Genomic DNA, 12,072 nt, shown 5'->3' with positions numbered 1-12,072 from the left:
CGCAAGATGCGATTTCGGCAGGATGCGAGAGATCGATAGCCTGTCATGACCCAGACCCCATCCAACAAGCCTCCCCGTAATACGGCCTCCGGAACCCGGAATGGCGGCCCCCGTCGTTCACATGGGGGCCGGACGCCCGAACGCCGCCCCGCCCCGGACCCGACGCGCGACCTTGCGTTCGATATTGTCTGTGGCGTGGTCGAGCATCGCCGGATGCTGGAGACGACGCTGGATCGTGCCGGGCAGGGACTGGATCCGCGGGATCGGGCCTCGGCCCATCGCCTGGCGGCGACGACGCTGCGTCATCTGGGTAGCATGACCGAACTGCTTCAGCCGCTGCTGCGTCGCGAGCCGCCCGAGCCGGTGCGTTGTGCGCTGCTGATGGGCGTGGCGCAGTTGCTGCATCTCGAAACGCCGCCCCATGCGGCGGTCGGGACAATCGTGGATCTGTTGCGCCGTCGCGGTCTGGCGCCGTTCGCGGGGCTGGCCAATGCCGTGTTGCGGCGTGTTTCACGTGAGGGGCAGGAGCTTCTGGATGGTCTGGACGTGGACCGGCTGGATGTTCCGCCGTGGTTGTGGAGCGCGTGGGGTAAGCGGGCGCGGGCGATTTCGCGCGGCTTGCATCGTGAAGCGCCGCTGGATCTGACGCTACGTCCGGGTGCGGTCGCGCCGGAAGGTGGCGAGGTGCTGCCGACAGGGTCCGTCCGCTATCCGGCCGGGACGCGCATCACGACGCTGGAAGGCTTCGAGGACGGCGCGTTCTGGGCGCAGGACGTGGCGGCCACGATGCCGGTGAAGCTGATGGGCGATGTGTCGGGCAAAACCGTCGTGGATCTCTGTGCGGCGCCGGGTGGCAAGACGGCCCAGCTTGCAACGGCTGGGGCGCATGTCGTGGCGGTCGAACGTGAGGAAACGCGCGCGCAACGGCTTGAAGACAATATCGCGCGCCTGAAGCTGTCGGCGAAGACGGTTGTGGCGGATGCCGCAACATGGCGCCCTGAGACGCCGGTGGACATGGTTCTGCTCGATGCGCCATGTTCCGCAACGGGCACCCTGCGTCGTCATCCGGACGTCTTGTGGATCAAGCGCCCACGTGACGTGACGGCTCTGGCGGAAGGTCAGGATGTGTTGATCGACGCAGCATATGAGATGCTCAAGCCGGGTGGCGTGCTGCTTTATGCTGTCTGCTCGCTTCAGGACGAGGAAGGTCCGGAGCGGATCAAGGCAGCGATTGCGCGCGGTGGCTGGAAGTTCGATCCGTTCTCGGAAGCGGAACTGGCCGATATGGCCATTGCCCGGACATGGGACGGGATGTTCCGCACCCATCCGGGCCTGTGGAGCGAACTTGGCGGCATGGACGGCTTCTTTGCCGCGCGCCTGATCAAGGTCTGAGGCCGGTCGGCATCGGGAGTGCCCCCGATGCCGGATGTGCTGTCTTCAGGGCGCGGGGTTGGAGTGCACCTGATGGATGGCGTTGATCTTCTCTTCCAGCTCGGGCGTGATGACGACATCTGTCGCGCCGAGAATGGTGCGGAGCTGCTCGACGCTGGTGGCGCCAATGATGTTGGACGTCACGAACGGGCGTGAGGTGACGAACGCGATCGCGAGTTGGGTAGGGTCGATCCCTTTCTCGCGGGCGAGGGCGTGATAGGCCGTGATGGCATCGTCAACGCCGGGCTTCTGGTAGCGCTGGCCACGATCGAACAGTGTGGTGCGGGCTCCAGCGGGACGGGCGCCGTTCAGATATTTTCCGGTCAGGTAGCCCTGCGCGAGCGGGGAATACGCCAGCAGTCCGACCTTCTCGTGTAGTGCCATTTCGGCAAGACCGATCTCGAAAGTCCGGTTGATCAGATTATAGGCGTTCTGGATGGAGGCGACGCGCGGCAGGCCCGTGCGGGAGGCTTCCAGAAATTTTGAGACGCCCCAGGCCGTCTCGTTGGAGAGGCCGACATGGCGGATTTTGCCTTCGTTTACGAGATCGCCGAGCACGCCGAGCGTCTCTTCGAGCGGAACGGCGGAGTCTTCGGGCAGGTCGCGGAAGGTCGTGCCGCCTTCGCCGAACAGGCCGACTTTCCGGTCGGGCCAGTGGAGCTGATAAAGGTCGATGTAATCGGTGCCGAGGCGGCGCAGTGAGCCTTCGAGCGCGTAGCGGATCTGGCGTGGGGTGAGGCGTGCTTCCTCGCCATCGGGGCGGAACCATGGCATGGCCGTCCGCCCGACGACCTTGCTGGCGATGACGAGGCGATCACGGCCGCCGCGCGCTTTCAGCCAGCTTCCGATGATGGTTTCGGTTGAGCCCTGCGTCTCGGCGCGGGGCGGGATGGAATAGAGTTCGGCGGTATCGATGAAATTGATGCCGTGGTCCAGCGCCATGTCGAGCTGGGCGTGGCCCTCGGTTTCGGTGTTCTGCTGACCGAAGGTCATGGTGCCGAGGCAGATTTCGCTGACGGCAATGCCGGTGCGGCCAAGTTCACGCTGTTTCATGGAAAAGACCTGATCAGAAAGATGGGGAAGCCCTTAGCATGGACAGAGCCGGGCCATTGATCAAGGCGCGGCTCTGTTCATGCTCTGCTTATGGGGCCAGCGTGACGATGACGCGCAAGCCCCCGCCGGTCCGGTTTTCAAGGCGGACATCCCCGCCCTGACCATGCAGAATGGTGCGGGCAATGGCCAGACCAAGGCCGGTTCCACCGGTTTCGCGGTTGCGGCTGCTCTCGATGCGGACGAAAGGTTCGAACACGCGGTCCAGCTCGTTTTCAGGCAGGCCGGGACCATTGTCCTCGATCAGGATACGGACCGTATTGCCTTTCTCGCCCGGTCGGGTGGCCGGAATGAGGGTAACATGGGCGTCCCCGCCATATTTCAGGGCATTGAGGATCAGGTTGTTCAGGGCACGTTTCAGCGCGACCGAGCGCGCCTTGATGCGGACGGGCACGTTGGGCGGTTCGTAAAACAGGTCGTCTGCCTTGTCCGGCAGACTCTCGGCGGCTTCATCCATAATGGTCTGGAGCAGGGCGCGCAGGTCCAGCGTGACGATGGGTTCGGCAGAGGCACTATCGCGTCCGAAGGCCAGCGTGGCGGAGACCATGGCTTCCATCTCGTCCAGATCGGCCAGTACCTTGTTGCGCAGCGCGTCATCGTCGATGAATTCGGCCCGCAGCTTCAGGCGCGTGATGGGGGTGCGCAGATCATGACCAATGGCGGTCAACATGAGCGTGCGGTCCGTCACGAAACGGCGGATGCGCGTGGCCATCGTATTGAAGGCAATGGCCGCGCGCCGGATTTCGGAGGGACCGTTTTCGGGTAGGGCTGCGGTGTTGACGTCCCGGCCCAGTGCTTCGGCGGCGTTGGCAAGCGTCGTGACGGGGGCGATCAGCCGCCGCGTGGCCCAGACGATCATTGCACTTCCGGCGATGGACATGACGAGGAACGCAATCAGGAAAGTCGGTGACCCGAACGGATTGGGCAGTGGTGTGACGAACCGGACCACGATCCAGCAGTCCCGGTCCGGTAGGAGGATCGAGGTGGAGTGGGTTCGCAGCTTCTGGCCGATCAGGACCTTGCGCGGATAGAGCGACGACGGCAGGAGCGCCCATCGTACGAAGGGCGGCATGTCGTGACGGTGCAGGCTTCCCGGGAAGCGGGGGTTTCCTTCCATCGGGGGAGGCATATGGCCGTCCATCGGGTTCCCCATTGGACCCGGCATAGGGCCACCCAAGGGCGTACCGGAAGGGCCGGGGGGCATGTGGAAATCCGGACCGTTCATGCCGGGTTCTGGAAAACCGGGTGGACCCATATGTTGGGGCATGTCCGCGCCCGGATGGGGTCCGTTTTCGTCCATCATGCCGGGCTGGGGAAAGCCATCGCGCGGATGATGCAGGAAAGGGGAAGACACTCTCGGGGGGAGGGGGATTTCATGCCCCTCGATCAACGGGTCTGGCTGTTTGAGAAGCAGGACCGTGACGTTGGAGGGAATGTGCAGGTCTTCGATTGCGTCGCGACGGTCGGCGGGGCTGGCTTCCGCGACCGTGCGGTAGATCGAGAAGACCTGAACCTGTTCCTCATGGATCTGACTGCGCTCTGCAAGATCGAAACGATCCAGCGCGTGGATGACCAGCCCGGCGGCTTCCACGATGGCAAGCCCCACGATCAGCAGAAGGCTGGTGCGGGTGACGAGAGATCGTGGAAGGATGTGCATTCCGGTCAGAGACGCTCGACTTCCGCTGCGAGGACATAGCCTCCGCCGCGAACCGTCTTGATGACCTGAGCATTGCGGCCGTCGTCTTCGAGCTTGCGACGCAGGCGGCTGACCGCGACGTCAATGGCGCGGTCGAACGGTCCGGCCTGACGGCCCCGCAGGAGTTCCAGCAGCATGTCGCGCGTCAGCACGCGGTTTGCGCGTTCGAGCAGCGCCATCAGCAGGTCGTACTCGCCGCCCGTGAGGGAAACTTCCGCACCGTCCGGGTTCAGCAGGCGACGGCGGACGGGATCGAGGCACCAGCCCGCGAAGTGGATTTTGCGGGTATCAGCAACCTGCCGCTTGTCTTCAACATCGATTGTCCGGCGCAGGACCGCGCGGATACGGGCCAGCAGTTCGCGCGGGTTGAAGGGCTTGGCGACGTAATCGTCCGCGCCGAATTCGAGGCCGATGATCCGGTCGGTCTCGTCGCTCATGGCGGTGAGCATGATGATGGGGACATTGTCCTGTGAGCGCAGCCAGCGCGCGACTTCCAGACCGCTTTCGCCGGGCAGCATCAGATCCAGCACCACGAGCTGATAATGCCCGTTCGCCCAGGCCTTGCGTGCTTCGCGGGCATCGCGAGCCGAGGTGACGCGGAAATGGTTGCGCTCAAGGAACTGGCTCAGCAGTTCGCGGATTTCGCGGTCATCGTCCACGACCAGAAGATGGGGCAGTGTTTCCGTGCTCATGACCAGAGGCCTTTCAGGAATGCTGTGACCCCGTTCGGACTGCCTGTGCCGCCCCTGATAAGGGACGGCACTGCGGCGATGTCAGGCCAGCCAGGGCGGGACAGGCAGGTTTTTCGCACGCAGGAACTCCGGGTTGAACAGCTTGGACTGATATCGGGCGCCACCGTCGCACAGAATTGTAACAATCGTATGTCCGGGCCCAAGACGGCGTGCGGTGCGGATTGCCGCAGCGACATTGATGCCGGACGAGCCACCGACCGAAAGACCTTCGTTCGAGGTCAGGGAAAAAATCTGCTCCAGCGCCTCGGCGTCAGGAATACGTTCGGCGTCATCAGGTGCCGAGCCTTCCAGATTGGCGGTCACGCGGCCCTGACCGATTCCTTCGGTAATTGAACCCCCGGTGATGGTGAGGTCGTTGGACTTTACCCAGCCGTAAAGGGCGGAGCCTTCCGGATCGGCGAGGACGACTCGCGGCGCGGTCTTTCCGGCCGCTGCGGCCTGATCGCGGAGGCCCAGTGCGATTCCGGCCAGCGTGCCGCCGGTGCCGCAGGCGCAGGTGAAGGCGTCGATTTTTCCCTCTGTCTGCTCCCAGATTTCACGTGCTGTGGTGGCACGGTGGCCTTCGCGGTTGGCAGTGTTGTCGAACTGGTTGGCCCAGAATCCGCCGATTTCTTCCGCCAGACGACGCGAGACATGGACGTAATTGCCCGGATCACGATAGGGCTTGGCGGGTACGAGGCGCAGATCCGCGCCGATCATCCGCAGGAAGTCCAGTTTCTCACGGCTCTGCGTTTCCGGCACGACGATCACGGCTTTGCAGCCGACGGCATGGGCGACCAGCGTCAGGCCGATTCCCGTATTGCCGGCCGTGCCCTCCACGACCGTGCCGCCGGGTTTCAGAGCACCGCTTTTCAGGGCATCATTGATGATCGCAAGAGCCGCGCGGTCCTTTACGGAGCCTCCGGGGTTCATGAACTCGGCTTTGCCGTAGATATTGCAGCCGGTTTCCTCGGACGCGCGTTCAAGGCGAATCAGGGGCGTGCCCCCGATCGCTGCGGTCATACCCGGAGAGACGGACTGCCATCCGATCGTGGCATCCTGGCGGTTCGGAGAGAGGTCGGTCATACGGTAACTCCTGTGCTGGCCCGTGCTGGGTGAATTATAGAACGCGTTTTGGAAGGATGAGAAAGAGCATGAAGGTTCTGACAGCAAGGCAGGCGTGGGACATGCTTGAAAAAAAGCATGAAACGGCCTCTGCAAACGATGCGCAGCCTGTTCTGGTGGACGTGCGCACTCCGCCGGAATGGATGCATGTGGGATTACCCGACGCGGATGCGATGACTGCGCCGCTTCTGTGCGTGACCTGGCAGCCGGACCTTCAGCGCGAGTTCCTTGAAACCCTGCTCGAAGCTGTTCCCGATCAGCAGACTCCGCTGCTATTCCTGTGCCGATCGGGCGTGCGGTCACATCATGCCGCGCTTCTGGCGGAAAACGCCGGTTATGCGGACGTCAGCAATATCGTGGACGGATTCGAAGATCAGCACGGCCCCGGCAAGGGCTGGCGCTCCAGCGGCCTGCCGTCGGCTTACATGCCGCTGTCGGGTTCCTGATCCGCGTCGTAATGCACTTCCAGCACGGCGCACCACGGATAGCGACTATCGTAGCTGTGCCCTGAACTGTCGGCGATCATGCCATTGGCGTCCGTGGGAACATGAGTGACGGCCACGGCATCATCCACGTTGCCGCCGACAATGCTCAGTTCATGTCCGAAAGGCTGGGCATTCTGGTTGGTGGCGGAGACGATGCCGCAATGCGCTGGAAAGCCGTAGCTGGTCGGCAGCATCGAGAAGGTCACGGTCTTGCTCTTGCCGCGCCCGACGCAGATCAGATCGCCGATCTTGGGGGCATAGGTTCCGGGATCATGGGCTGTCACGCCGCTGGACTGTCCGCTGGCGGCGGCGTTGATGTAGGTCGAATGATTGGGAGAGTACGGGAAGCGCCCATTGGCGCCCGCGATGCGCATCACATACGAAATAAATGCGGCCGACCAGGCGTAATGGCCGTCATGCTCGATCTCGAAACGGGTGCCCTGAGAATCCGTTTTGCCCGTCCAGCCGACTTCCGTTTCATACGGGTCCTGTCCGATCCACCAGTACTCGCCGATCCGCTGCCACAGGCCTGGGAGGCGCTCGGGCTTCAGCGATGCGTCCGTGGGTTCGGGACGGTCTTCGGGGTTGTCGTCCGAAACGGGGGAGCCGAACATCCGCCATTCGCGCAGGGCGATGGCCGCGACGTCCTGTCGGTTGAATGGCTCGAAGTTGCGGGTGGCGAAATCCGGGACGTGGGGATTATAGCCTACCGGGCCAGTGGTTCCGTTCGCATACTGGGCGTTCGGCGTACGGGCCGGATACGGGCTGACACTCTGCTGGCTGGAACATGCAGCCAGTGCGAGCAGGGCGGCCGTAGCAGCTGCTCGCCTGAAAAGATGCGAATCTGGCACTGTTATCCTCATGTACCCATCATGACTTCATCTTGAACGGCATGTGACACAGAGCGTCAAGGACGGGTGCTGGCTGGTGGAAGGTTCACGGCCTGCCATGCCTTGATTTTTGTGCAGGTTTTCTGAATGACAGGCAGGCCCAGGGGAGGGAACCAGAAGCCCAGCAGAGCCGTGGATATTCCGGCACAGAATATTGTCTGCATCAGTGACGTTTGTCTTGTTCTGAACAGAAACGTCAGCGTGACGATACAGACAATCGGCAAGAGGCCAAGATAGATCAGCATACATTTGATGTAGAGGGACTCGCTTTCCGGGTTGTCTATGGCCATACCGAACCCGATGCAGAGTGCGGGGAGAAAGACGCTCGAGGTCAGTCCCAGAAATGCGTTTCCTGCAAGGAACGCCCGGATGATCCGAAACCATAGCGGCGGAACGTATGCCTTGCAGTTTTGTTCAGAATTCATGGAGTGTCAGGAAACAGTGACCGCAGTCCAGCTTCACTGGCGTCGCAACGGCCGCGCTCCGTGATGAGGCCCGTCACGAGGCGGGCTGGCGTGACGTCGAAGGCCGGGTTTGCGGCCGGGCTGCCGAGAGGCGCGATGCGGACGCGGCTGGCGTCTCCCTGGCTGTCGAGGCCTGTCATGAACAGCACTTCGTCGGCGCTGCGTTCTTCGATCGGGATTTCTTTCACGCCATCACGCACGCGCCAGTCGATCGTCGAGGATGGCAGAGCCACCCAGAACGGCACGTTGTTGTCATGTGCGGCCAAGGCCTTGAGATAGGTGCCGATCTTGTTGGCCACATCGCCCTGTGCCGTGACGCGGTCCGTGCCGACGATGACCATATCTACACGTCCGGCCTGCATGTAGTGGCCTCCGGCGTTATCGGCGATGACGGTGTGCGGCACGCCGTGGCTACCAAGTTCCCATGCGGTCAGGAGGCTGCCCTGATTGCGGGGGCGCGTCTCATCCACCCACACATGCACGGGAATGCCTTCGTCATGCGCCATATAGATCGGGGCGAGTGCCGTACCCCAGTCAACGGTGGCGATCCATCCGGCATTGCAGTGCGTCAGAAGATTCACCTGTCCCTGACGGCCCTTGCGCTCCCAGATTTCGCGGATCAGTTCCAGACCGTGGCGGCCGATGGATTCATTGACCTGAACGTCCTCATCGCAGATGGCGTCAGCTTCGGCATAGCCCGCGGCGACACGCCCGGCTTCCGGCACAGCTTTGAGGTGTTTGACCATGCGCTCAATGGCCCAGCGCAGGTTGATGGCGGTCGGGCGCGTGGCGACGAGGAAGGTGGCGGCCTTGTCCAGAGCATCGTCGGAAGCGTCGTCCTGAAGGGCGAATACCAGTCCGTAAGCCGCGACGGCCCCGATCAGCGGGGCGCCGCGCACTTGCATGGACGTAATGGCCTCGGCTACGCCATCAACGTCTCGGAGTTCCAGAAGCTCCACAGCCCAAGGGAAGCGGGTCTGGTCAAAAATCCGGATGCTGTTGGCATCGTCGGACGGGCGCCAGAGGCTGCGATAGGAAATGCCGTTGATTTTCAAGGGAACGCTCCTCGGAATGCCGGAAAGACGGGGCTGCAACGGGAGCGCGAACGACCCCATGCTGACTGAACTGCTGGGTTCTGCATGTGCGTGATCTGCGGACCTGACTCAAGCCCCTGTACATGAAAGTTTCATGCACAGGGGCCGACACGTTTACAGGCGCAGGATTTTCAACGCTGGACGGCGTCGAGGATGACCTTTGCGCCAGTGGTCCACGGAACGGGTTTGAACTCGCTTCGCACCTTCTGGGTCCACGTGGCCAGATCTTCCGGATCGTCAATGACCTGACGGATCAGGGCATAGGCTTCATTGAGGTTGCGGGGGTTGAAGTAACGCCCGAGCGGTCCGCCTGCCTCGGGGATGGAGGTTGTATTGGAGGCGATGCAGGGACGCCCCATGGCCAGACCTTCCGTCACCGGAAGGCCCCAGCCTTCGAAGAAGGACGGGAAGACCGAGAAGCTGCAATCGGAATAGAGGCGTCGCAGTTCGGCATCGGACGGGTTCTGGATGAAGCGGATTTTGCCATCCAGCCATTTTGTATTCTCAAGCTGCTGCATGAGATCGGAAACGAGCCAGCCCGGACGCCCCGCGAACACCAGTGTTGGCACCTGATCGACGGGCATGTCTTCCAGCATCTGCCGCCAGATCCGGAAAAGCAGCATATGGTTCTTGCGGGCCTCGATCGTGGAGACGAACAGCACATAAGGCTGGCTCACTAGACGTTCGATCGGCATGGTGGTTTCCGCTAGTCCGAACTCTGTTCCCATGGGAACGTGCCGGACTGTGATGTCCGTACCAATACCCTCTTCCGCGAGATAGGACTGGACGTCCTGCGCTGTGGCGCGGCTGTTGGCGAAGATGACGTCCGCCAGAGGCAGCACGGCATGATGCCATGCCCGGAAGGTCGTAATCACGCCGATATGGCACCATTCGGGGCAGCGGATGGGAGCCAGATCATGCATCAGCAGCCCGAAGGAGACCCGCAGTTCATCGCGCAGCCACCGGACTGTCTGAACATAATTCTCGTGATGCCATGGAGATCCGAGCGTCAGGAAAACATCTCCAGCTTCGACGGCTTCTGCCAATGCGGTTCCTTCAGCGTGCTGTGCGGCGTCGGTGCTCGACTGCTGACGGCGTTTGCGAAGAAACGTCCGGCCTTCGCTGACCACCAGTCGTCCCAGCCCGGTCCACAGGCTCGCCAGTCCGCCCAGAACCTGCCCTTCCGTTTGCAGGATGCTAGTCAATGTCTGCCGGGGTGTTTCGCTGTCGGCGAGATGCATGGCAGAGAACAGCGGAGCCGAGGCTTTTGCGGCTTTTGCGCCACTGTCTTTCATCACCTGCCGCAGCAGGGTGTCGACCACAGCCCAGTCAATAGTACGGAAATCGCGCGGATCGTGCTTGTTCGCCCCGCGGCGTACGAACTGGACGTTATGACCATGCAGGGTGCGCAGGGCTGCGCAGAGCTCGAACACCACACGCTGAATGCCGCTCGGACGGCCATGATGGACGAGATGGAACAGCAGGTCGTCGACGTCGATCCAAAGGGTCATGACGTTCTCCCGTCCACATACGCGGCGTGACAGGCGTCCAGAATGGCGTCAGCAGTATGCTCCCACGGGGTGGGTTTGAACTGTGTCCGGACCTGTTCCTGCCATTTCGTCAGGCCTTCGCGGTCTTCGATCGTCTCACGGACGACACGATAGGCGTCGTCGGTGTTTTCCGGATCGAAATAGCGCGACAGCGGGCCGCCGGCTTCGGGGACGGAAGTCGCATTCGAGGCCACGCAGGGACGGCCATGGATCAGGCTTTCCGTCACCGGCAGGCCCCAGCCTTCAAACAGGGATGGGAAAAGCGTGAACATGCAGCCGTCATACAGATGCGCCAGTTCGTCATCCGACGGGTCGCGCAGAAGACGGATCTTGCCACGCAGCCAGTCGGTATTTTCAAGCTGCTGCATGAGGTCGGAGACGAGCCAGCCGACCCGTCCTGCGAAAACAAGTGTCGGCACCTGTTCGGGAGGCAGATCAGCGACCAGACGACGCCAGACGCGGAACGCCAGAATATGGTTCTTGCGCGCTTCGATGGTGGAGACGAACAGGACATAGGTTTCTGGCGCAGGCAGTCCTTTCGGACGTTCGCCTGTCACTTTGCGGGGCGGCCCGAAGCCGCTGCCAATGGGCACGGTCTGCACGGGGGCCAGCAGCTTCAGGCGGTGCTTGCGGGTATAGTCATCAATGGTTTTCGCCGTAGCGTGGCTGATGGCCAGCAGGCGCCCGCACTGCGGGAGGGTCGTATCCAGCCAGTGCCGGAAATCCCGGATCAGGGACAAGGCACACCATTCCGGCCGGATGGCGGGAATGAGATCGGACAGCAGCAGGACAGGTTGGATGCCGTAGGCCTTGCGCATCCGGGCCAGACGGTCGCCGAAACCGGGCTCCGACCATGCCGCGCCGAGGATCAGGAAAATATCGCCGGGCTTTGGTTGATTGGCCGTGGATGCTGCTGCCGAAGACGGCACTACAGCCGGTGTCCGAGCGGCTCCTGTTCCTGAAGTGCGCTTCAACTGCTTTTGTACGAAACGGCGTAACAGGCGCAGGACGCGCAACTGGTTCACAGCCATTGTCAGCAGAGGGCGTGCCAGTTCTGGCGGCAGGTTTTCAATGCGTCTGATGACGGTGTGGCGCAGATTCCGCACGAAAGCACTGGGTGTTCTGCGCGATTGCGGTGTCGGACGGCTGTCATGTGCGACTTTTTCATCGGCACGGACGGCGAAAAGATTTTCCAGATCGTCGAAGGAAACCGTAGAGAAAAGCTGCGTTTCGTCCTGTCCGCGCCGGATCGGGGCAATGTTGCCCATACCCGGTTTGGTTGCAGCCTGTTTGCGGATGACATGGAGGATTTCGTAAACAAGCCGCTGAATTCCGCTGGGGCGCGAATTGTTTTCGAAATACTGGAAAATGTCTTCGACGTCGATCCAGATGGTATAATCTGTGTTCATATGTCCGAGCTAGATTTGTGGCGGCCGACAAAGACGCCGGTCTGTCAAACGATATTAATGTTAAAGTTTTAGGTAAGCCCCGAGGGA

At 62.0% G+C, this 12,072-nt stretch carries 11 protein-coding genes; 2 read left to right on the top strand and 9 right to left on the bottom strand.

From position 1 onward, the window contains the following. Positions 1-45: 45 nt before the first annotated feature. A complete protein-coding gene (locus ABDK74_RS05690; RefSeq protein ID WP_346003057.1) occupies positions 46-1,392 on the top strand; it encodes a transcription antitermination factor NusB in 1,347 nt (448 codons plus the stop codon). A gap of 45 nt (positions 1,393-1,437) precedes the next feature. Here ABDK74_RS05690 and ABDK74_RS05685 read toward each other — a convergent pair whose 3' ends face one another. The 4 genes from ABDK74_RS05685 to ABDK74_RS05670 all read right to left on the bottom strand — a co-directional run bounded on the left by ABDK74_RS05685 (position 1,438) and on the right by ABDK74_RS05670 (position 5,991). Then, on the bottom strand, positions 1,438-2,484 hold the full coding sequence (locus ABDK74_RS05685; protein ID WP_346003056.1) for an aldo/keto reductase: 1,047 nt from the start codon (positions 2,482-2,484) through the stop codon (positions 1,438-1,440). An 88-nt stretch (positions 2,485-2,572) separates the two neighbouring features. Then, positions 2,573-4,198, bottom strand: coding sequence for an ATP-binding protein (locus tag ABDK74_RS05680; RefSeq protein ID WP_346003055.1), 1,626 nt, complete (start codon positions 4,196-4,198; stop codon positions 2,573-2,575). Between the two features lie 5 nt (positions 4,199-4,203). Continuing rightward, positions 4,204-4,929 (bottom strand): response regulator transcription factor, encoded by a 726-nt coding sequence (locus ABDK74_RS05675; RefSeq protein WP_346003054.1) that lies wholly within the window; start codon positions 4,927-4,929, stop codon positions 4,204-4,206. Positions 4,930-5,010: 81 nt separating this feature from the next. Then, positions 5,011-5,991, bottom strand: a complete 981-nt coding sequence (locus ABDK74_RS05670) for a cysteine synthase A (RefSeq protein WP_408874500.1) — start codon at positions 5,989-5,991, stop codon at positions 5,011-5,013. A gap of 131 nt (positions 5,992-6,122) precedes the next feature. Between ABDK74_RS05670 and ABDK74_RS05665 the strand changes: the two genes are divergently transcribed. Next, complete coding sequence (locus ABDK74_RS05665) at positions 6,123-6,539, top strand: rhodanese-like domain-containing protein (protein WP_346003052.1); 417 nt, start codon at positions 6,123-6,125, stop codon at positions 6,537-6,539. On the opposite strand, the gene ABDK74_RS05660 is transcribed toward ABDK74_RS05665, so the two are convergent. The 5 genes from ABDK74_RS05660 to ABDK74_RS05640 all read right to left on the bottom strand — a co-directional run bounded on the left by ABDK74_RS05660 (position 6,515) and on the right by ABDK74_RS05640 (position 11,985). Then, entirely contained in the window at positions 6,515-7,441 is a 927-nt protein-coding gene (locus tag ABDK74_RS05660) for a DUF2272 domain-containing protein (protein WP_408874469.1), read from the bottom strand. The two genes, ABDK74_RS05665 and ABDK74_RS05660, sit on opposite strands and share 25 nt — an antisense overlap. A gap of 44 nt (positions 7,442-7,485) precedes the next feature. Continuing rightward, positions 7,486-7,893 carry a hypothetical protein gene (locus ABDK74_RS05655; RefSeq protein WP_346003051.1) on the bottom strand — a complete coding sequence of 136 codons (408 nt, stop codon included), beginning with the start codon at positions 7,891-7,893 and terminating at the stop codon, positions 7,486-7,488. After that, positions 7,890-8,987 (bottom strand): S-methyl-5-thioribose-1-phosphate isomerase, encoded by a 1,098-nt coding sequence (gene mtnA / locus ABDK74_RS05650; protein WP_346003050.1) that lies wholly within the window; start codon positions 8,985-8,987, stop codon positions 7,890-7,892. The genes ABDK74_RS05655 and mtnA overlap by 4 nt, the downstream gene beginning before the upstream one ends. Positions 8,988-9,157: 170 nt before the next feature. Then, positions 9,158-10,537 (bottom strand): glycosyltransferase family 1 protein, encoded by a 1,380-nt coding sequence (locus tag ABDK74_RS05645; protein WP_346003049.1) that lies wholly within the window; start codon positions 10,535-10,537, stop codon positions 9,158-9,160. After that, a complete protein-coding gene (locus ABDK74_RS05640; protein ID WP_346003048.1) occupies positions 10,534-11,985 on the bottom strand; it encodes a glycosyltransferase family 1 protein in 1,452 nt (483 codons plus the stop codon). Before ABDK74_RS05640 ends, ABDK74_RS05645 begins: the two co-directional genes overlap by 4 nt. Positions 11,986-12,072 lie beyond the last annotated feature (87 nt).

This window comes from Gluconobacter sp. OJB (genome assembly GCF_039638275.1).
Classification (GTDB): Bacteria; Pseudomonadota; Alphaproteobacteria; order Acetobacterales; family Acetobacteraceae; genus Gluconobacter; species Gluconobacter cerevisiae.
The sequence above is the reverse complement of the archived record's forward strand: the minus strand, read 5'-3'. Positions and strand labels throughout refer to the sequence as shown.

What these genes read in the sequence shown, in the direction of transcription:
- ABDK74_RS05690 (WP_346003057.1), top strand. Translation starts at nt 46, where the DNA reads ATGACCCAGACCCCATCCAACAAGCCTCCCCGTAATACGGCCTCCGGA.
- ABDK74_RS05685 (WP_346003056.1), bottom strand. Translation starts at nt 2,484, where the DNA reads ATGAAACAGCGTGAACTTGGCCGCACCGGCATTGCCGTCAGCGAAATC.
- ABDK74_RS05680 (WP_346003055.1), bottom strand. Translation starts at nt 4,198, where the DNA reads ATGCACATCCTTCCACGATCTCTCGTCACCCGCACCAGCCTTCTGCTG.
- ABDK74_RS05675 (WP_346003054.1), bottom strand. Translation starts at nt 4,929, where the DNA reads ATGAGCACGGAAACACTGCCCCATCTTCTGGTCGTGGACGATGACCGC.
- ABDK74_RS05670 (WP_408874500.1), bottom strand. Translation starts at nt 5,991, where the DNA reads ATGACCGCAGCGATCGGGGGCACGCCCCTGATTCGCCTTGAACGCGCG.
- ABDK74_RS05665 (WP_346003052.1), top strand. Translation starts at nt 6,123, where the DNA reads ATGAAGGTTCTGACAGCAAGGCAGGCGTGGGACATGCTTGAAAAAAAG.
- ABDK74_RS05660 (WP_408874469.1), bottom strand. Translation starts at nt 7,441, where the DNA reads ATGAGGATAACAGTGCCAGATTCGCATCTTTTCAGGCGAGCAGCTGCT.
- ABDK74_RS05655 (WP_346003051.1), bottom strand. Translation starts at nt 7,893, where the DNA reads ATGAATTCTGAACAAAACTGCAAGGCATACGTTCCGCCGCTATGGTTT.
- ABDK74_RS05645 (WP_346003049.1), bottom strand. Translation starts at nt 10,537, where the DNA reads ATGACCCTTTGGATCGACGTCGACGACCTGCTGTTCCATCTCGTCCAT.
- ABDK74_RS05640 (WP_346003048.1), bottom strand. Translation starts at nt 11,985, where the DNA reads ATGAACACAGATTATACCATCTGGATCGACGTCGAAGACATTTTCCAG.